22 protein-coding genes and 1 riboswitch are annotated in these 21,339 nt (G+C 25.2%); of the genes, 20 read left to right on the top strand and 2 right to left on the bottom strand.

Annotated elements, in window-relative coordinates; all coding sequences use genetic code 11:
• Positions 1 to 374: 374 nt before the first annotated feature.
• The 5 genes from nrdE (at position 375) to ABCP60_RS07930 (ending at position 5,272) form a co-directional block, all read left to right on the top strand.
• Complete coding sequence (nrdE, locus tag ABCP60_RS07950; RefSeq protein WP_343101568.1) at positions 375 to 2,474, top strand: class 1b ribonucleoside-diphosphate reductase subunit alpha; 2,100 nt, start codon at positions 375 to 377, stop codon at positions 2,472 to 2,474.
• 11 nt (positions 2,475 to 2,485) lie between these two features.
• Positions 2,486 to 3,457 carry a class 1b ribonucleoside-diphosphate reductase subunit beta gene (nrdF, locus tag ABCP60_RS07945; RefSeq protein ID WP_343101567.1) on the top strand — a complete coding sequence of 324 codons (972 nt, stop codon included), beginning with the start codon at positions 2,486 to 2,488 and terminating at the stop codon, positions 3,455 to 3,457.
• A 148-nt stretch (positions 3,458 to 3,605) separates the two neighbouring features.
• Entirely contained in the window at positions 3,606 to 3,830 is a 225-nt protein-coding gene (locus tag ABCP60_RS07940; RefSeq protein ID WP_343101566.1) for an alpha/beta-type small acid-soluble spore protein, read from the top strand.
• A gap of 161 nt (positions 3,831 to 3,991) precedes the next feature.
• Entirely contained in the window at positions 3,992 to 4,363 is a 372-nt protein-coding gene (locus ABCP60_RS07935; protein WP_092925186.1) for a hypothetical protein, read from the top strand.
• A 372-nt stretch (positions 4,364 to 4,735) separates the two neighbouring features.
• Positions 4,736 to 5,272 carry a cytidine/deoxycytidylate deaminase family protein gene (locus ABCP60_RS07930; RefSeq protein ID WP_092925188.1) on the top strand — a complete coding sequence of 179 codons (537 nt, stop codon included), beginning with the start codon at positions 4,736 to 4,738 and terminating at the stop codon, positions 5,270 to 5,272.
• Positions 5,273 to 5,442: 170 nt separating this feature from the next.
• Here ABCP60_RS07930 and ABCP60_RS07925 read toward each other — a convergent pair whose 3' ends face one another.
• A complete protein-coding gene (locus ABCP60_RS07925) occupies positions 5,443 to 5,991 on the bottom strand; it encodes a hypothetical protein (protein WP_092925190.1) in 549 nt (182 codons plus the stop codon).
• A gap of 221 nt (positions 5,992 to 6,212) precedes the next feature.
• Here ABCP60_RS07925 and ABCP60_RS07920 point away from each other — a divergent pair, with 221 nt between their 5' ends.
• The 7 genes from ABCP60_RS07920 (at position 6,213) to ABCP60_RS07890 (ending at position 10,569) form a co-directional block, all read left to right on the top strand.
• Positions 6,213 to 6,581 (top strand): YtxH domain-containing protein, encoded by a 369-nt coding sequence (locus ABCP60_RS07920; RefSeq protein ID WP_240275736.1) that lies wholly within the window; start codon positions 6,213 to 6,215, stop codon positions 6,579 to 6,581.
• A 20-nt stretch (positions 6,582 to 6,601) separates the two neighbouring features.
• The gene (locus ABCP60_RS07915) at positions 6,602 to 6,937 is read left to right on the top strand and encodes a hypothetical protein (protein WP_092925194.1); all 336 of its coding nucleotides are present in this window, start codon (positions 6,602 to 6,604) and stop codon (positions 6,935 to 6,937) included.
• Between the two features lie 181 nt (positions 6,938 to 7,118).
• Positions 7,119 to 7,217: riboswitch (SAM riboswitch) on the top strand.
• Between the two features lie 120 nt (positions 7,218 to 7,337).
• Positions 7,338 to 8,657, top strand: coding sequence for a Na+/H+ antiporter NhaC family protein (locus ABCP60_RS07910; protein ID WP_092925196.1), 1,320 nt, complete (start codon positions 7,338 to 7,340; stop codon positions 8,655 to 8,657).
• Between the two features lie 57 nt (positions 8,658 to 8,714).
• Complete coding sequence (locus ABCP60_RS07905; RefSeq protein WP_166505632.1) at positions 8,715 to 8,858, top strand: hypothetical protein; 144 nt, start codon at positions 8,715 to 8,717, stop codon at positions 8,856 to 8,858.
• A gap of 232 nt (positions 8,859 to 9,090) precedes the next feature.
• Positions 9,091 to 9,549 carry a L,D-transpeptidase gene (locus ABCP60_RS07900; protein WP_092925198.1) on the top strand — a complete coding sequence of 153 codons (459 nt, stop codon included), beginning with the start codon at positions 9,091 to 9,093 and terminating at the stop codon, positions 9,547 to 9,549.
• Between the two features lie 58 nt (positions 9,550 to 9,607).
• Positions 9,608 to 9,844 (top strand): YgjV family protein, encoded by a 237-nt coding sequence (locus tag ABCP60_RS07895; RefSeq protein ID WP_092925200.1) that lies wholly within the window; start codon positions 9,608 to 9,610, stop codon positions 9,842 to 9,844.
• A 218-nt stretch (positions 9,845 to 10,062) separates the two neighbouring features.
• Positions 10,063 to 10,569: a hypothetical protein gene (locus ABCP60_RS07890; RefSeq protein WP_092925202.1), complete on the top strand. Its 507-nt coding sequence runs from the start codon at positions 10,063 to 10,065 to the stop codon at positions 10,567 to 10,569.
• A 40-nt stretch (positions 10,570 to 10,609) separates the two neighbouring features.
• Here ABCP60_RS07890 and ABCP60_RS07885 read toward each other — a convergent pair whose 3' ends face one another.
• On the bottom strand, positions 10,610 to 11,452 hold the full coding sequence (locus tag ABCP60_RS07885) for a carbon-nitrogen hydrolase family protein (RefSeq protein ID WP_343101565.1): 843 nt from the start codon (positions 11,450 to 11,452) through the stop codon (positions 10,610 to 10,612).
• A 170-nt stretch (positions 11,453 to 11,622) separates the two neighbouring features.
• On the opposite strand from ABCP60_RS07885, the gene ABCP60_RS07880 reads away from it, so the two are divergent.
• From ABCP60_RS07880 to ABCP60_RS07845, 8 genes are all read left to right on the top strand, one after another.
• Complete coding sequence (locus ABCP60_RS07880) at positions 11,623 to 12,243, top strand: DUF4397 domain-containing protein (protein ID WP_166505629.1); 621 nt, start codon at positions 11,623 to 11,625, stop codon at positions 12,241 to 12,243.
• A 255-nt stretch (positions 12,244 to 12,498) separates the two neighbouring features.
• On the top strand, positions 12,499 to 13,599 hold the full coding sequence (gene wecB / locus ABCP60_RS07875; protein ID WP_176698667.1) for a UDP-N-acetylglucosamine 2-epimerase (non-hydrolyzing): 1,101 nt from the start codon (positions 12,499 to 12,501) through the stop codon (positions 13,597 to 13,599).
• Positions 13,600 to 13,638: 39 nt separating this feature from the next.
• A complete protein-coding gene (locus ABCP60_RS07870) occupies positions 13,639 to 14,487 on the top strand; it encodes a diguanylate cyclase (RefSeq protein WP_343101564.1) in 849 nt (282 codons plus the stop codon).
• Entirely contained in the window at positions 14,477 to 16,093 is a 1,617-nt protein-coding gene (locus tag ABCP60_RS07865) for a DUF2334 domain-containing protein (RefSeq protein ID WP_176698668.1), read from the top strand. The genes ABCP60_RS07870 and ABCP60_RS07865 overlap by 11 nt, the downstream gene beginning before the upstream one ends.
• Before the next feature lie 2 nt (positions 16,094 to 16,095).
• Positions 16,096 to 17,346: a glycosyltransferase gene (locus ABCP60_RS07860; protein ID WP_166505626.1), complete on the top strand. Its 1,251-nt coding sequence runs from the start codon at positions 16,096 to 16,098 to the stop codon at positions 17,344 to 17,346.
• 11 nt (positions 17,347 to 17,357) lie between these two features.
• Entirely contained in the window at positions 17,358 to 19,415 is a 2,058-nt protein-coding gene (locus ABCP60_RS07855; protein ID WP_092925214.1) for a cellulose biosynthesis cyclic di-GMP-binding regulatory protein BcsB, read from the top strand.
• 71 nt (positions 19,416 to 19,486) lie between these two features.
• Entirely contained in the window at positions 19,487 to 20,527 is a 1,041-nt protein-coding gene (locus ABCP60_RS07850) for a cellulase family glycosylhydrolase (RefSeq protein WP_092925216.1), read from the top strand.
• Positions 20,528 to 20,576: 49 nt separating this feature from the next.
• Positions 20,577 to 21,191 carry a methyltransferase gene (locus ABCP60_RS07845; protein ID WP_343101563.1) on the top strand — a complete coding sequence of 205 codons (615 nt, stop codon included), beginning with the start codon at positions 20,577 to 20,579 and terminating at the stop codon, positions 21,189 to 21,191.
• Positions 21,192 to 21,339 lie beyond the last annotated feature (148 nt).

Below are 21,339 nucleotides of genomic sequence, written 5' to 3'. Positions count from 1 at the left end.
TTCAAAAACATTGTAGTTCTTTATTTATGTATTGTAAAGAAATTTTTTGTACTTATAAAAACGGAAAGGCACCTATCAAAAGATAAGTGCCTTTATTTGGGCTAGCGTAATACTTATATAAAATATAAGTTCCCACTTAACTTAAGAATATCATAATGAATATTATTTGTAAATAAAAAAAGCAATTATAAAAAATTATAAATGCCTTATGTGTTGAAAAAACTATATATTAAAAAGAATAAAAAAAATAAAATATAATAATAGATTAAGAATACTTTTATTGGTGTATATACAATATATAGTATTTGGTTTAAATATTATATCTATAAGTGGTAGATAATGATTAGTAAAACATTAAATAAAAGGTGGGAAAAATGAACTGGATAGAACTAAATAATCAAGTCATAATAAAAAATAAAGAAGGAAAATATCAATTAGAAAAAGATAAAGAAGCATTATACAGTTATATAAATGAATATATAAAACCTAGAACAAAGGTATTTAATAGTCTTGAAGAAAGGCTATCATATTTAATAGATAATAATTACTATTCTAAAGAAGTAATAGAAAGATATGATATAGACTTTATAAAAGAAATAGAAAGAATCATAAAAAATTATGGATTTAAATTTAATTCATATATGAGTGCAAATAAGTTTTATCAAAACTATGCACTTAAGACTAATGACAATAAAGAAATATTAGAAAGCTATAATGATAAAGTTCTCATAGTATCTTTAGCACTTGGAAATGGTGATAAAGACTTAGTAAAAAAATTGGCAGAGAAACTAGTAAAACAAGAATTTCAACCAGCAACACCTACATTTTTAAATGCAGGTAGAGCTAGAGCAGGAGAAATGGTATCGTGCTTTTTGATATCTATAGAAGATAGTACAGAAGGTATATCATATGCAATTTCATCAGCAAATCATCTATCAAAAATAGGTGGCGGAGTAGCGCTTAATTTATCAAGGTTAAGAGCTTCAGGAGACCCTATTAAAGACATAGAAGGAGCAGCAGGCGGTGTGGTAGGAGTTGCTAAAATGCTAGAACAGTCATTTACCTACTTTAACCAAATGGGTGCAAGACAAGGTGCCGGGGCTGTATATTTAAGTGTATTTCATCCAGATTTTGAATTACTTATGGATACCAAAAAGATAAATGCAGATGAAAAAATAAGATTAGCATCATTATCTTTAGGGGCATTAATACCAGATAAATTTATGGAATTGGCAGAGAAAAATGAGGTGGCTTATGCATTTTATCCTCATTCTGTTTATAAAAAATATAATATAAATCTTGATGAGATGGATATGGAAAAATGGTATGATATTTTAAAAAATGATGAAGATATACGAAAAAAAGAAATAAATCCTAGAAAAATGCTAACAAAGATAGCACAGATGCAACAAGAAAGTGGATACCCATATGTTGTATTTTTAGATACTGCAAATAGAGAACATATACTAAAAGACGTTGGTAAAATCAAAATGTCTAATTTATGTTGTGAAATATTTCAATACCAAACACCATCAAATATAAAAGGATATGCTGGAGAAAATATATGGGGACAAGATATAAGTTGCAATTTAGGTTCTTTAAACATTGCTAATGTAATGGATAATAAAGATATAGAAAATACGATTGATACTGCAATAAGGGCATTAACTTTTGTTTCTGATAACACTAGTATAAATGAAGTGCCAACAATCAAAAATGGAAATGATTCGTCACATGCAGTAGGTCTTGGTGCTATGAATTTACATGGATACTTAGTGAGAGAAAATATACTTTATACATCAGAAGAAGCAATAGACTTTTGTAATGTATTTTTTGCAATGGTTAGACATTTTGCTATAAAGTCATCTATGAATATAGCTAAAGAGAGAAATAAAACATTTGTTGGGTTTGAAAAATCAGAATATGCAAAAGGAAAAGATAGTAATGTATTAAAAAAATATTATAAAAATTCATACTTACCTAAGACAGATAAAGTAAAAAAATTGTTTGAAGGTATACATATACCTACAACTAAAGAATGGGAAGCTTTATTAGATGAAGTAAAAGTACATGGATTATATAATGCATACTTAATAGCAATAGCACCAACTCAAAGTATTAGTTATGTTCAAAATGCAACATCAAGTATAATGCCAATTACAGAGCCGGTTGAAGTTAGAACATATGGTGATTCTACAACTATATATCCTATGCCATTTTTAACTAATGAAAACATGCTTTATTACCAATCTGCATATAGAATGGATATGAGAAAAGTTATAGATATAGTTTCAACAGTCCAAAATCATGTTGACCAAGGTATATCAACAACATTATTTGTAACAGATGATAAAACAACTAGAGATATAGCTAGATTATATATATATGCTTACAAAAAAGGACTAAAAAGTCTTTACTACACAAGAACTAAAATGACTAGAGACAACAATGAGTGTCTTATGTGTTCAGTATAAGGGGGAGTACTATGACATTTAAATTAGAAAAAATACACAAAGCAGTAAACTGGAATAAAGAAGATGATGGATTTACTCAAGCCTTTTGGGAACAAAATGTAAAACAATTTTGGTTACCAGAGGAAATATCAGTTTCAAAAGATTTAAAAGTATTTAATGAATTAAATGAAAAAGAAAAAGAATTATATAAAAAAGTATTAGGTGGACTTACATTACTAGACACTAAGCAAGGAAATGATGGGGTACCATCTATGATGAGCCTTACAGATAACCTTCAAAGAAAAGCAGTATTATCATTTATGGGAACTATGGAAGAAATACATGCTAAAAGTTACTCATCTATATTTATGACACTGCTTTCTAATGATGAAATTGAAGAATTATTTAAATGGATAGAAAGTGAAGAAACACTTCAGAAAAAGGCGGACTTAGTACTAGCCCAATATAAAAATACAAAAGATGAAGAAAGTTTATATTTATCTATGGTAACAAGTGTATTCTTAGAAAGCTTTTTATTCTACTCAGGTTTTTTCTATCCACTATATCTAGCAGGCCAAGGTAAAATGGTTGCAAGTGGAGAAATAATATCTCTTATACTTAGAGATGAATCACTACATGGAAAGTATATAGGACTTCTTTCTCAAGAAATATATGAAAAGTTTGAAGAAGCTAAAAAAGAAGAATTAAAAGATAGAATGTACAAAATACTTGAAGATTTAATGGAAAATGAAATAAACTATACAAACACTATATACAAAGATAGCGGTCTTGAAAGTGAAGTTATAAATTTCTTAAAATACAATGCTAATAGGGCATTAGACAATTTAGGGTTTAATGAATATTATAAAGTAAGTGAAATAAACCCAATAGTACTAAATGGGCTAAGTACAGAAACCAAAAATCACGACTTTTTCTCGACTAAAGGTAATGGATATCAAAAAGGTGTATATGAAGAATTAAAAGATGAAGATTTCTTAATATAAAAAAATCACTTGGATAAAACCAAGTGATTTTTTAGTTTAATGTTTTATATTAGGTAAAAGCATTTTAATAATCTTATAAATCAAAAATACATAATAATATCATTTAAATTTGATAAAAATATATAAGAAAGTTTAAGGAGGTATTAAAATGTCTAAAAAACCAGCAATAAGTAATGCTAAACAAGCTCTAAATCAAATGAAACTAGAAATAGCAAATGAACTAGGAATGTCAAATAGTCATATAGATGGATCTAATGATACATCATATAAAAATGGACATATAGGTGGAAACTTAGGTGGTGTGATGAGTAGAAGATTAGTAGAAATGGGTGAAGAACAGCTACTAAGAGAATATAATAAAAAAAATAAATAATTAACAGGCATTGAGTTGAAAGTCAGTAAACAACTCAATGCTTTTTTTAGTAATTAAAACCATTTTAGTGTAAAAAGTTGACGGATTAAGTAGATGAAATTATAATGAAAGTACAAAGTATAACCACGATTAATAGGTAGGCTATATAAAGGAGATTAAGGATGAGTTCAGAGTTAGCAAGACTAAAAGAATTGTATGAAATATTTTTAGATATGGAAAAATATTCAGTATTATTACCAACAGAAAAGAGGCTTTCAGATTTCGTAAAGGTTACGTTAGACAAAGAACATGAAGTAGTGTATTTAAAAGAAGAAAAACAAGAAAGAAAGTTAAATTCAGATGGGTTTAAGATAAATTTAATTTGTATATTAGAAAGTGTAGAAGATTTTTTAGATAATTCTAATATTATTGATAGATTTAGTGAAGTTGAAGAAGGAAAACTTAGTGAAGAAGAATATATAAAGTATGCAGGTGGTATTTGCTTGGCTAGAGGTAAATATGATAAGATAATTTCAAAACTTTATGTTATATAAATATATATTATGCCTTTAAGTAGATGCTTAAGGGCTATTATTAAAAAAAGACAGAATTTATTTCTGTCTTTTTTTAATAATAAACTGAAAAATAAAGCTATATAAAATTAATGACTAAGGAGCATGATTAAAGGGATAGTAATATTATTACTAAAAAAATATATTATATACATTTATGTTAAATAAGTAGTTAAATATTACAAATTTATAATAACTCTTGAAAAAATAATGACGTGTGAGTTAAGATGATTTTAAGAAAATAAAAAATAAGATTATAGATGCGGGTATAATGATTAGATTTAACTAAGGTTATAGGGATTTTGACATATAAAGATATTTATAAATAATAAATGAACAGAAGGAGCATATCATATGAGAAAATTATTTACAGAGTGGGCGATGGATATAGCCGAAGATAGTAAAGTTAGAAGTACGTGTGTTTCAAGACAAGTAGGAGCTGTAATTATAAAAGGAAAGCAAATTATAGCTACAGGTTATAATGGAAGTCCTGCTGGAACTATTCATTGTTCAGATATTGGCTATTGCGAGAGAAAAAAAAGAGGTATACCTTCAGGACAAGGCTTAGAACTATGTCGAGCTGGGCATGCTGAAGCAAATGCTATAATACAATGTGCTAAACATGGAATAAGCTGTGAAGGAGCTACATTGTATGCTACTACTCAACCTTGTGTATTTTGCTCAATATCTATTATTCAAGCAGGAATAAAAAAAGTAATATTTAAAGGAGAGTATCCTACAGGCTTAGGCCAGCAGCTATTTGAAGAAGCTGGAATAGAATACATTAAATATGAAGATGCATTAAAACAAGAGCAAGAAGAACAAGAAGCTAAACGTGAGAAAGAGAAGAAACGTGTTCAAGAATTCTTAAGTAAGCCAAGGAGCTATTAAAAGGCTAGGCTAAACAATTTAGCTTTTATAGAAAAATATATAATAATTTATTGTTTATTTATATTCAACAATGATTACTGTAAAAAGATATATTAAATATAAACAAAGCTACTTAACATATGTTAAGTAGCTTTGTTTATATTTAATAGTGTTGAGTTTAATATAATATTTTACCTTAAATACTTTCTATAGTAATATACAATCATAAAAAAAGCACCACATGAAGCATCTATTAAATCCATCATGGTATCTTTTAAACCGCCAGATTGCGTATTCATCTTAAATAAGACATCTAGTAAATATTCACATATTTCACAAATTGCTGATATGCCCATTGCAAAGAAGAAAAGAATCATACATATTAAAAGTTTATTATTTTTACTACTAATATTTTTTAGTATATTAAATCCAATTTTAACAGATATAAATCCAGACCAAAAATGAAGAAAATCATCATAAAATGGGATTATATCGTAAAGTCCATAACATGAACCTAGTAAAAAAGAAGATAATATAAAAATGTTTCCAATTATGTACAATGGGTAGTCAAGTATAGCTAAGTTTTTTAAATAAGCTTTAGTAAGCACAAAAGTAATTATAAGCGAAATTAAGCTAATTACGCTTTTTCCAAATTCTTTGTTAAATAGAAAAAATATTATAGATAAAATATAAATAATGTAAAGTAATATACTAAATTTTTTAATATCTTTATGTTTCATAGCAATTCCTACCTTCCATAATTATTATATTATTATGTGCATACGTATAAATAAAATGTAAGTTTAATTTATATAATTTAATTTAGCTGAAATATAAAAAAATAAATAGAAAAATAAATTATTTTGTTTTAAAACTTACTAATTTGGGTATATATGTATTAGAAATATTAGAAAAATAGTAAAAAATAGTATAATACAAATTAACAATAGGAGTGATGAGCATGAGTTTAGCAAAAAAAATAGAACAAAAGAAAAAAGCTAAAAAAGCAAAAGAAAGAAATAAAAAGATAAAAATAGCTACACTAGGTGTTGCAACAGGTGCTATAACAGGAATACTAGGTGGGGTTTTATTAGCTCCTAAGTCAGGAAAAGAAACTAGAGAAGATATAAAAAATACAGCTAAAGATATAAACACAAATGTAAGTGAAAAGGCTGCCAAAACAAAAGAAAAATTAACTACAAATGTAAATGAATCTAAGAGAAGAATAAAAGAGTATTTAGATAGTAAAAAGAAAGAAAATGAAGACGTAGTAGATACTAATGTTGTAGAATTATTACAAGCTCCACAAGAAGCTAAGGATAAAGAATAATTGCTATGGAGAATAACATTATGTACATAGATTTAAATGTAATATATATAATACTAGCATTATTAGGTATAGGTGCATTAATATTTTTAATAATAACTTTAAAAAATATTAATGAATTTATTAAAAATATCAATACAGTGGTATCAACAAATTCTGATGACATACATACAGTAGTAGGTAAATTACCTAATTTAGTTGATAATATCAGCGATATTAGTGAAAATGTAAAAGACGTTGCGGAAGTTGCAACAGATGTAACAGCAGATATAGTAGTGGCTAAAGAAAATGTAAAATCTAATGTTGAGATATTTACTGAAATATTAAATATATTAAAATCTGTATTTATTAATAAATAGTCATAAAAGTCATAATTAAATCGTAATTTAATTATGACTTTTTTTATTTGCTAATATATCATAATAAATTAAGATGTATAAAAAATTAATATATATAATTTATAAGTAGATTTATTAGAATAATTAAAAAATAATATTGACAAAATTGTGAAAATTAACTATTATATAAATAATTAAATAATTCTTATCAAGAGTGGCGGAGGGACTGGCCCGACGAAGCCCAGCAACCAGTATTATTATACGGGTGCTAAATCCTGCAGCATAAGCTGAAAGATGAGAGTATAATTTTTGCTGTCAAAGCCTGAGTTATCTCAGGTTTTTTTTATTAAAAAATATCAGGTATATTTAAATAAATTAAAATTATACTCTTTAGAAGTTTTAATATAAAGGGAGGTATATTATGAAAGAAGAAGCAAAAAAAGGTAGTATATTAGGATTATTACCACTGGGTGTATTTTTAATAGTATTTTTAGGTAGCGGGGTAATAACTGGGGATTTTTATAAAATGCCAGCAATAGTAGCATTTATAATCGCAACTATAGTAGGATTTTCTCTTAATAGAAAAGTTAGTTTAGGAGAAAAGATAGAAGTATTTTGTAAAGGTGCAGGTAATATAGATATAATATCTATGATTATGATATTTATACTTGCAGGCTCTTTTTCAAGTGTAGCTAAGGCAATGGGAGGTGTTGACTCAACTGTTAATTTAAGTTTATCAATTCTTCCTCCTAATCTTTTAGTATCAGGGTTATTTGTAATAGGATGTTTTATATCTATATCTATGGGAACATCAATGGGAACAATAGCAGCACTTGGGCCAATAGGCATAGGAATTGCAGCTAAAACAGGAATACCAGCACCATTAGTAATAGGAGCTGTTGTAGGTGGAGCTATGTTTGGAGATAATTTATCTATGATATCAGACACTACAATAGCAGCAACCAAAACTCAAGGATGTGAATTAAAAGATAAATTTAGAGTAAATTTCTTAATAGTTTTACCAGCAGCTATTATAACTGCTATATTATTAGCTACTATAACATCAGGGTATAGTTTAGGTGGTAGCACAAGCTATAGATATGATTTTATAAAAGTTTTACCATATTTAGGAGTGTTATTAGGAGCTTTATGTGGAGTAAATGTATTTGTTTTACTTAGTTTTGGAGTAGTATTTGCAGGTGCAATAGGATTATTTACAAATTCATTTGGGTTATTTGGATTTATAGAAGCTATATCAGGTGGTATATCAGGAATGTATGAATTATGTCTACTTGTTATAATAATCGGAGGACTTGTAGAACTTATAAAATTAAATGGTGGAATAGACTTTATACTTAATTTTATAAGTAGTAAAATAAAAACTAAAAAAGGTGCAGAGTTTGGTATAGCAGCATTAGTAAGTATAGTAGATTTATGTACAGCAAACAACACTATAGCAATAGTAACAGCAGGGCCACTTGCAAAAGATATAGCTACAAAATTTGATATAGATAATAGAAAAACTGCAAGTATATTAGATATATTCTCATCTTGTTGGCAAGGCATAGTTCCATATGGTGCACAAGTATTAACAGCTGCAGGGATGGTAGGAATATCTCCTGTTGAATTAATTAAATATCTACATTATCCTTGGTTAATGTTAGCTTGTGGAATAATAGCTATAACATTTGGTATTCCAAACTTAAATAAAGTTAATAAAAGGAAAAAAGAAGTAGCTTAATGTAACTATAAAATTTTAGTTTCATATAATATAATAAAAGCAATACTGGAGGAGATTATGGCATTAGGTGACTATGATTTCTTAGTAGGAGTAGTATCGACTTTTATAATAACATCATCCTATGAAATATCAATATATACTATAAATCAAGCTCGATGTATAGTTAAATCATATAAGTATATGAAACATAATAATACTTAAAAAGTGAAGTTTTAAAACTTCACTTTTTTTACGCTTAAGGAAATTATGATATTTCAAAAATTAGTAGATAATTATTACAGTTAAGTAATACCAATCAGTTTAGCGAGTGTAAAAAATAAACTTAATATTTTTACATTCGTACAATAATAGTTAAATTAACTGAAATATCACATAAAGTTTATAATTAGCATAATTATAATAAATATTATTATGAGAAGGTGAAATATTATTTATGAATAGATACTATAGACAGATAGATTACAGCAAATTTGATAAAAATATGGAAGAGTTTGTAAATGAGAATCATATAAAAAGTGATACAGGCTATATTATAATTACATCTACTAAAGATAAACTTACCTATATATTAAAAAAAGTAGATTATAGATTTAAGGTACTGCACGTTTGGAGTAGCACTGTAGGAAAAAGCTCAACTCCTACAATAAAGGGTATATTTAAGTCAGGTATAAAGTATCCTGCTATAGGGGGAGAAAAAAGTTCAGCAAAATATGCAATGAATATAGTAGATGATTACTATTACCACTCAATACTATATGATCCTAAGGGACTTTATGTAATAGATGATAGACTTGGAGTAGCTATAAGTATGGGATGTATAAGATTAGCTACAGAAAATGCTAGATGGATGTATGATAATATACCTATTAATACTACTATAATAATAAAATAGTTATATAAAAATATAAATATCAAATAATAGTTATAAGAAATAAAAAGGAGATAATTTTATGATTAGCTTTGACCCTATTGAATGGATTGGATATTCAGCATCCTTATTTATAGTTATATCATTAACGATGACATCTATAGTAAAGCTTAGAATTATAAATTCTATAGGATGTTTTTTATTTGTAGTTTACGGATTATATGTAAAAGCATATCCTGTTGCCATATCTAATGCGCTTATAATTATTATAAATATATATAATTTATATAATATTTATAAATATAAAGTAAAAAATTAAATTACAAAATATTATTTAATAGCGTAGATATTTTATCTATGCTATTTTTTGTTAAAAGTAAATATTTTCTATATTAATAGATTAGATAAACTAAAATATTAAAAAGGTATAATATTTTAAATAACAATAGTGAGATAAAATATGTTTATTAACTAAGTAAATTGATATATTATATATAATAATAAAAATTATAATTAAAATAGAAAAGAGGACTAAATGTGAATAAAACAATAAGAGAGATTGATAAGGATATAAATAGATGTAAAAACTTAATTGAAGAAAATAACTATTTAGAAATAGTTATAGGATTAGAAGAACTAATAGATAAATATAATTCATGTATAGAAAATATAAAAAAATATGATGGTAGAGTATGGAATTACTCAAAATCTGATTTAGAAAAATTAATGAAAGAATTATTAGGATACAAAAAAGAATTAAGTATAAGAGAATATAAAAAGGAATTAACTAAATTAGTAGATTCTTCAATAGATTATATTAAAAATCATGATACACTAAATAAAATTAAAAAAATAAATCTTATAGAAGTAATAAGAGATCTTCATAATATAAGCAATGAAGATCTAGGTAAAGAAAAGCTTTGGGAAGAGTTAAGAATATATATAAGGTTAGCAAGTGATGAAGATATAGAAGTAGGGAGTAAGTTGATATCTATTATTAACTATGTATTAGATTTTGACAAAGCTAAAAACTTAGTTCAATAATTACAAATAAATTAAACTAAGATAATATATTAAAATAAATTTATACTTTAGAATTATCTGTATATGATACATTATACAAATCATTTCTACGATGCTTTAATAAAGGTAGTTGATTTCTTATTTTTTCAACATATGAAAAGTCGATATCTGCTATAAAGTAGCCCTCTTTTTCATCTAATCTATTTAATATTTCCCCAAATGGAGAAACTAAAATAGAGTTTCCATAAGATATATAAGAAGAATTATTGTTTCGGGAAGAAGAACATCCTATTGTATAAACTTGATTATCAACAGCTCTAGATTTAAATAGTAGCTCCCAATGAATAGGTCCTGTAGTCATGTTGAATGATGCAGGAACTATTATAGCCTTAGCGCCTTTATCAACCATTATTTTGCATATCTCAAAAAATCTAAAATCATAGCAAATACAAAGACCAATTTTTCCAAATTCAGTATCAAATACTGTAACATCATTTCCAGATGATAATGTATCAGATTCTAAAAATTTTTGGCCAGCATCTATAGAAATATCAAATAGATGTATTTTTCTATGTTTTGCTATCTTATTTCCACATCGATCAAAAACATAAGAAGTATTATATATTTTACTATTATCTTTTTCAGGAATGGATCCAGCTACCAAATATATATTATATTTTTTAGCTATATCAGATAAAATATTATAAAGATTTCCTCCTTCTACCTCACAATAAACAGGAAAATTCTTATTATCATAAGGACAGCAAAACATTTCTGGAAGTATAACTAAATCTATTTTAGATTTATTAATGGCTAAATTTATATATCTCTCTATAGTGGATATATTCTTTAATTTATTAGAATTAACATCTATTTGTATAACTAAAGTTTTTATAAAAATCACCTCAATTTAATTAAATCTAGTATAAGATATTTATATTTTAATAGTAGTTTATCTATACAAACATTGCATTAAAAAAATGAAAATATATGAAATCAACTTATAAAGTAACAAATAAAATAATGGACACATATTATATAAAGAATGAACATTGTCATCAAGGGGGATTTAAAATGGATTGTTTACAAATAAAAGAAGGAAAATCTTTAGTTAGAGTATTTCAGGCCGCTCCACAAATCGGTAAAGTAGACATTTATATTGATGGGGCACTTGTATTTAGCGGATTAGATTTTATGGAATTTACAGAGTATGTAGAGTTAGAAGAAGGAGAACATACAGTAGGTATATACTTATCTGGAACTACTGAAAATCCAGTTATAAATCAAATGCTTGAAGTAGATGAAGGGCAAATGTATACCGTAGCAGTGACAGGGAATATAGGGGATTTATCTTTATTAGTTATAAAAGACTATTCAGAAAAACAACCATCAAGCGAATATTCTACATTTAGAGTTATACATTTATCACCAAATGCACCAGCAGTAGATATACTAGTAAATGGAGAGACATTCTTTGAAGATATCGGATTTAGAGAGGGAACTAGTTATGTAGATGTAAACCCAGGAACGTATAATGTAAAATTAGTAGTAAGTGAAAGTAAAGATGTAGTTTTTCCGTTAAGGGTTAAATTAAATCCAGATAGAATATATACTATATATGCAATTGGTCAATTAGGTAGTTTAGGTGTTATACAATCAGTTGATGGGAATACTTATTTATGTAAAGAAGCTTAATTTATATTAAATACTAAAATATAAGAGAAGCATACCTTTGAACATATTAACAGTTTAATGGTATGCTTAATTTATAATTGATAGAATAAATTTAGTAATAAAAAATATAATAAATAATATCAAAATAAAAATATAATCTACAAAAAAATAATAAATAACAATAAATTTTGACATCATATTGTAGTTAATGTAATATATTGAGAGATAATAATATAGATAAAAATTATTATGGAATAATATACAGGGGTGAAGTAAATGAAAATAATGACAGTATTTGGGACTAGGCCTGAAGCCATAAAAATGGCACCTTTAGTTAAAGAGTTGGAGTCTAGAGATAATATAGAGTCTATAGTTTGTGTAACAGCACAACATAGAGAAATGTTAGATCAAGTACTAGACGTATTTAACATAAAGGTTAATTATGATTTAAATATTATGAAGTCAAATCAATCTTTGTCTCAAATAAGCACGAATATAATGAATGGGTTAGATAAAGTTATAAAAGAAGTAAAGCCAGATATAATACTTGTACATGGAGATACAACTACAACGTTTATATCATCCTTAGTTGCTTTTTATAATCAAGTTAAAGTAGGTCATGTAGAGGCAGGTTTAAGAACCTATAATAAATATTCTCCTTTTCCAGAAGAGTTAAATAGACAGTTAACATCTGTTATAGCTGATATACACTTTGCACCAACAGAAAAATCAAAGGATAATTTGATAAAAGAAGGAAAAAATCCTGAAAAAATATATATAACTGGAAATACTGCAATAGATGCATTAAAAACCACTATAGATAAGGAATACAAAAGTGAAATAACTGACAAAATAGGAAAAAACAGAATGATACTTTTAACATGCCACAGAAGAGAAAATCTAGGTAGCAATATGAAGAATATATTTAAAGCAGTAAATAAAATATCTATGGAATTTGATGATGTAGAAATAGTGTATCCAATACATTTTAATCCTCAAATAAGAGATTTAGTTAAAGAAGAATTCAAAGGTAATAAAAAGGTACATGTAATAGAACCTTTAAGTGTAGTTGAATTTCATAATTTATTAAATAAGTCATATCTAATACTAACAGATAGTGGAGGCATACAAGAAGAAGCTCCATTTCTTGGGAAGCCAGTTCTTGTATTGAGAGAAACTACCGAAAGACCAGAAGGGATTAAGGCTAAAACTTTAAAATTAGTAGGTACAAATGAAGAGAACATATATAAATACACAAAGGAATTACTAACTAACAAAAAATTATATAATGAGATGTCAAAGGCTTCAAATCCTTATGGAGATGGGCTTGCAAGCAAATACATTGTCGATATTATTGAAAAAATATATCAAAATTAAATTTAATCAGAAGAATGAATAAAAGAAAGTAGTGAAAATATGAATAGAATTTCCAAAAAGATAGATGGATATTTTTTAGGACTAATATTAGAGTTATTTATAATTACCATGTTATTTGTATTTGATATTAAATTTCAAACACAAAATTTAAGTTTTATAATGTTTTGTATAACATTTTTTACTATAATTATGACTTACACAGGGGGAATAATTATAGGGCTTATAGCAACATCAGTTTCTATATTTATATATGCAGCATATATATTTTATATAGATCTAACGAAAAATGTAGAAATAACATATATGTCTTATATATGGATGATATTTATGCCAATAATATCTTATACAACAGGAAAGTTTACAAATAGTATAAATAATCTTCAACAATCAAATCTTAAGCTAGAAAATGAATATAAAAATTTGGTTACTATACATGAGGATACAGGATTATTTAATATAAAAGCATTTTATATGAATCTAGAAAGAGAGATGAGTAAGGCTAAAAGGCATGAAACTCAATTATCTTTAATGCTTATAAACTTACCATACTATAAAGAAATAAAGAACATACTTGGGGAAGTTAAAACTAACAAACTAATGAAGGATATAAGCAATATAGTTGTAAAGTCTACAAGAATAGAAGATGAAAGATACACAATAGAAAATGATACTATAGCTATAATAATGCCAAATACAGATGAATTTGGTGCTAATATAGTAAAAGAAAGAATAAAAACAGGTATAGATGAACTTAGTCTAAGCTTGAAAAATAATAAAAATTACATAAATATAGACACAAAAATAGCAGCAGTAGAGTATAAAAAAAATATAAAGTCTCCTATTGAATATAAAACATATGTACAAGAGGAATTACAATATGATGTTTAAAAAAAAATTTATAATAGAAATAACTATTATAATTAGTATAATTTTAGCAAGTTCAAGTGGAATTTATAGTGAAAATAATAGCAATAAAAAATCTCTTATAGTTTATGAAACTAAAACTAAATTTAAGTCTAATGTTAATACAGTAAATCACCTTAATGAGCTACTATACGTATTTAATAATAAAGTGGACAATATTAATATAAATGATTATAAAAAAGGATGTTTAAACAATTATGACTATGTCTTTGTTATAAATATAAACAATAATATAGAGAATAAAATATTTTTAGAAGATATTAATAATTACAATAAACGTATATACTGGATAGGGGATAAAATTGCAAATTTACTAGAGTATAATAATAAATATTCAATAAAGTACATATATAAAAATAATAATATAACAAGATTAAACTATAAAGGAGACGATATAGTATTAGAAAATGAAAGTGATTACAACATAATACAACCAAGTAGTAAAAGTAATATTATTGCTACTATGAGTGATGGATATAACACATACCCATATATATTGCAAGATAAAAATTTGTATTATATATCTGATTGGAACATGTATGAATCTTATATATTTGAAGATACGTTAAATGATTTCTTTGAACGAACTTCTTTTGAAGAAAGTAAAATATTTGTAAAAATAGAAGATGTAAATCCTCTTAGTGACACAAAAAAATTAGAGGATTTAGCTAATTATTTATATGAAGAAAATATACCATTCATAATATCTTTAACACCTACTTATCGAGATAAGAGTATTAAAGAATTAATCACTCTAGATGAAAATTTTATAAATACTATAAAATATATGCAAGATAAAGGTGGTAGTGTTATATTAAATGGATACTATCATAATAGAAAAGAAAAATCAGATGAAGATGAGTATGAATTTTTTAATAAAGAGATATTAAATAGTAAAAGTGAAGATATAAATATATATATTAAAAATAGGTTATTAAGTGGACTAAGATTATGTATAGAAAATGATATATACCCATTGGGATTTGAAGCACAAAAATATGCTATGATTCAAGATGGGTATAAAGAAATCAAAAAATACATATCTACATATATGGGGAGATACCAAAATAATAGTGAAATTTTTAATATGAGTACATTTCCATATATAATAAAAGATAGTAAAAATTTTAATACACTAATACCGGAAAATTTAGGATATATAGCTAAAGATGACAAATTAGCGGTAGATAAAATAAAATATAATTATTATAAACTATCTATGGTAAGAGGTCATACTGGAGGATTTTTTTTCCATACTGATGTAGACACAAACTATTTAAAAGAGTGTATAGAATATCTTAAATCTAAAAATGTAAGCTTTTTAGATTTAAAAAAAGAAAACAACTATATAAATATAGATGATATAAAAATAGAATCAAATAACAAGAATATAATAACAAGTTATGATAAGTATAAATCTATAAGAAAACACAATGATTTAGTGTTTAATAAGTCTATAAATAAGTTAAATGATATAGTTGTAAAGTTTGTTGTTGTAGTATTGCTAATATTTATATTAATCTTTATAGTATTTAAGATTATAAATAGACGAAAGTTTACAAGGAGATAATTATGATAGGTTTAGTAGATTATATATTTTTAATTTCCTTATCATCTATATGGGCTATACTCTTAACAAATATAATACTAGCTATAAGTGGATATATATATTATTTAAAGAGTCTTAAATTTAAAGATGAAAAATTAAAAGAGTTCCCTTTTGTATCAATACTAGTACCAGCACATAATGAAGGCAAGGTAATTGGTAAAACTGTAGAATCTTTATTACTACTAGATTATCCTATAGATAAAATGGAACTTATCGTTATAAATGATAATTCTAGTGATAATTCCAAGGAAATATTAGAAAATATAAAAAATAGATATAGAAATTATAATTTTACCATCATAAATACGGATAATATAACAGGTGGTAAAGGAAAATCAAATGCACTAAATATAGGATATCAAATATCTAAGGGAGAATATATTGCAATATATGATGCTGACAATACACCAGAAAAAACTGCACTAAGATATTTGATACAGACCATAGTTAAAGATGAAAAACTAGGGGCTGTTATAGGAAAATTTAGAACTAGAAACAAGCATAAAAACATATTAACTAAGTTTATAAATATAGAAACTCTAAGTTTTCAATGGATAGCTCAAGCAGGTAGAAAACAATTATTAGGTCTTTGTACTATACCAGGCACTAATTTTGTACTTAGAAGAAGTACTATAGAAAAATTAGGAGGATGGGACACAAAGGCAATAGCAGAGGATACAGAAATAAGTTTTAGGATTTATAAAATGGGACAAAGAATAACATATGTCCCTCAATCAGTAACCTGGGAGCAAGAACCAGAAACTGTAAATGTATGGATAAAGCAACGAACAAGATGGGTAAAGGGAAATATATATGTATTAGTTAAGTATATTACTAATTTATTTAAGGGCAAACAAAATAGAGTGCTGTTTGATATACTATACTTCTTTTCAGTATATTTTCTATTTTTAACATCTGTTGTATTATCAGATATAATATTTATTTTAGGAATATTTAAAATAGTAACTATAAATATCCCATTTGATTTTTTTACTATATGGATACTATCATATATACTATTTGTAATACAGGTATCTATAACACTTAGTATGGAAAAGGGAGAGAGTAATTTAAGCAATATATTTTTAGTTGGGCTTATGTATTTTACATATTCTCAAATGTGGCTATTTGTTGCTATAAAAGGAATGGTTGGGTATTTTTCTGACGCTATACACAAAAGAGAAGTTAAGTGGTATAAAACCGAACGATTTTAGGAGAAAATAAAATGAGATTAATAGCAATAATGATATCATTAATTATTAGTTTTACAAGCTGTGATATAGTTTTTGCACAGCAAAATGTAAAAAATTACAAATTTAAAAATGACATAACTATGAATGGGGTTATAAGTAGTACTAATAAATATTTTGAAGTTCCTAAAAATGCTTTAGTTGAAAAAACTAAGATTAACTTAGTATTTACAAAAAGTGAACTATTAGATGTGAATTATTCTACAATAACAATAATTGTAAATGATGTGCCAATCCATTCAGAACGATTAGATGGAAATAAGGAATATAAAAAAGAAATAAATATAGATATACCAAAAGATTTAATAAAGACAGGTTATAATAAAGTAGAGATAAAAGCTTATAAAACTATTTCTGATAAGGTTTGTAGAGATGACTCAAATACAGCTAACTGGTTAGTAGTACATAAGGAATCAAATATAAGTGTATCCTATAATTATAAGCCAACATCTAATTTGATAAGCGAGTACAAAGATACTTATATAAATGAAAATGGAAGAAATGAATTAGAAACTAGTATATTAATACCAGATAATTATTCAAGTGAAGAATTAACTTCGGCTATGATACTTAGTAGTGGTTTTGGAGAAAAAATAATAAATGATAATGTTAATTTTGATATAAATCTATACTCTCAATTTAAAAACAAGGATAAAAATGTTATATATATAGGCAATAAAAGTAATACTTCAAGTGAAATACTTAATTTATTAACTGCAAAAGAAAAAGAAGATTTGGATAAAAATTGTATTATAAAAAATACAAATTCAATATTTGATAAAAATAAAAAAATGCTTATCATAATATCCAATAATGAAGAACTACTTAAAAAAGCTAGCAAACTTATAAATAGTAAAGATTTAATAAATGAATTAAACAAAGATAGCATAATTATAAATGAAGGTACGGATGTAGATGACATATATAATTATAAAAATAAAAATAGATTGAATTTTAAAGATTTAGGTTATGATAATATTACATTGAAAGGACCATTTACACAAGAATCAATAATAGATATAAGTATACCTAAAAGTAAAGAAGTTAAAGAAGGTAGTAAAATAAATTTAAATATTAGATATGGTGAGAATTTAGATTTTGAAAGATCTTTAGTAACTATATATGTAAATAATATACCTATAGGAAGCAAGAAACTAACAAAGGAAAATGCCAATAATGATACCGTAGAGCTTAACCTTCCAAAAGAAACTTTAAATCAAAATTATTATCAAATCAAAATTGTATTTAATTTAGAACTATTAGATTTAGCTTGTGTAACTAGAGATACTGATAACCCATTTGCATATATATCAAATGAATCATATATAGAATTTGATTACAATGATACCAATAATTTAACTATGAAAAATTATCCGTATCCATTTGTTAAGGATGATAAAGTTAATGATACAGTAGTTGTAGTACCCGATAAATTAGACTCAACAGCATTAACGCAAATAGGTAGTATAATATCCTATATAGGTCATAGTATTAAATATAACAATGGAGATATAAGATTTATAAAATCAAGTGATTTAAAATCAGATGATAAAAAAAGTAATTTAATAATAATAGGAACTCCAACTAATAATTTAACTATAAAAGATGTTAATAAATATCTAAATTTAAAATTTAATAAAGATTATTTAGGATTTGAAAGCAACGAAAAGATAAAATTCATAGGAGATTATTCAAAACAACTATCATCTATACAACTTACAAAATCGCCATATAATAAAGATAAGGGTATGATGGTTATTGCATCAACAGAAATGAAGGATTTAGCATTAAGTACTAGATATTTAAATGATTTAGATCTCACAAAGTCATTAAAAGGCGATACTATAGTAATTGATAGAGAAGGAAATATAAAAGATTTAAATTATAAGTTAGATGATGTAGATGAAAATAAAGAGACTAAAGAAGTAAATAAACTAGATAATAAAAGTAAACAGTTTATAATAGTTGCATCAGTATTACTTTTAATGGTTATATCAGCAACAGTTTTATTAGCTTTAAAATATAAAAAATAATATATAAATATAAAATACTAAGCTTTATAACTAATGCTTAGTATTTTATATTTAAAAAAGATAGGAGAGCTATGAGAAAAAAAATATTAATAATAATTACTTCATTAGTAATACTAAGCGTTATTTTTGCTATTAAAAGTACTAACAAAAATAATACTATAACAGAAAAGATAAAATCTGTTAACTTATCAACTGATTATGAAATAGAACAAGCTTTAAAGGATATAGATGATTTGAAAGTGAATACTGTTAATGTACCTATAGTTATAGAAATACCAGATTTAGACTCAAATAATATGAAAATAAATTCTTATAGTAAAGAAAAAGCCATAAGATTAATAAAAATACTGAAATCAAAAGGTATAAATATTATATTAGAAGCATATCCGTGGATAGCTAATGGAAGTAAATATGAAACTGATTATAACCCCGTAAATAAGGAAAAATTCTTTGAAGATTGGAAAAATATATTAAATATTTTAATTAAGGATATAGCAAATAAGTACGATGTAGATATAATGATTATAGCATCAAATTTCTCAAAGTTAGAGATGTATGAAGATAACTGGTGTGATATAGTTAATTTTGTTAAAGGGCGATTTAAGGGAGAAGTAACATATAAGACTACATGGTGGTATACAGCTAGTTGGGATAGAAAGAGTAATGAGGATTATTACAAAAAATTAAATAATAAAATATTTTCTAAAGTAGATTTTATATCTATAGCAGCTTATTTTGAACTTAGTGATAAAAAAGAAAATACAGTAAAAGAATTAGTAAATGCTTTAAACTCTACTACTATATATAATAGAAATCAAAATGTGGTCGAAGAAATATATAGATTCTATGAAAAATATAATAAGCCTATCTACTTTGCTGAATTAGGATTTCCTAAAAAAGATAATGCAGCAACACATCCATGGAATAGTGAAGTGTCCAATGTAGAAAATGGAAAAGAACAAGCTAGATGTTTTAACGCTTATAAAATTGTATTTGAAGATAAAGACTACATAAAAGGATTTTCTATATTTGCAGTAGGAAAAAAGGGAAAAGATAAAAATTTTTATCCATCAAAGGAAAGTATAGAAATTATATCTAAATGGTATTACTAATCTGAATAGAGTTTCAATAAAAAATATATTTAGATAGGAAATGAAATAAATGACAGAAAAAGAATATGAAAAATTATTAAATATAGATACTTTAGGAGAAGAATTATGGAGTGAAAAAGTAAGGCATTATCATCCATATCAAGCTACATCATATGAATGTTTAGACGAATTGTTTAAAATATACAGCTTAAATGAAGATGATTTTATAGTTGATTTTGGATGTGGGAAAGGTAGGCTAAACTTTTATATAAATTATAGATTTAATTCTAATGTAGTTGGAATAGAAATGGAGGAAAAGTATTATAAAGAATGTATTAAAAATAAAGAAGCGTATGTAAGTGAACATAAGAAAGGTAAAGAAAAAATAGAATTTAAATGTTGCTATGCACAAGATTATGAAATAAAAAGTAAAGATAATAGCTTTTATTTTTTTAATCCATTTTCAGTACAGATATTTAGGAAGATAGTAGAAAATATATTAGATTCAGTATATAAAAGTGAAAGGTATATTGAGTTAATATTGTATTATCCTAGTGATGATTATATATATTATATAGAAAATGAGACACCATTTATGCTAAAAGAAGAAATACAGTTAGAAAAGTTATATAAGAAAGATGTTAATGAAAGATTCTTAGTTTATAATATACCATATTATGCATAATATAATGAGATTAAAAGATACTATATAAAATAGAAATAAGTATTTGAAATGCTCATTTCTATTTTATATAGTTTTTGAAATAAAAGGAAAAAATATAAAAATTATTGAAAAATGTAAAAATTTATGATATATTAATAAATATAAGAGA

The sequence above is a fragment of the Romboutsia sp. MSSM.1001216sp_RTP31141st1_G3_RTP31141_220114 genome (genome assembly GCF_039031195.1).
In the GTDB taxonomy this organism is placed as follows: domain Bacteria; phylum Bacillota; class Clostridia; order Peptostreptococcales; family Peptostreptococcaceae; genus Romboutsia_C; species Romboutsia_C hominis.
The sequence above is the reverse complement of the archived record's forward strand: the minus strand, read 5'-3'. Positions and strand labels throughout refer to the sequence as shown.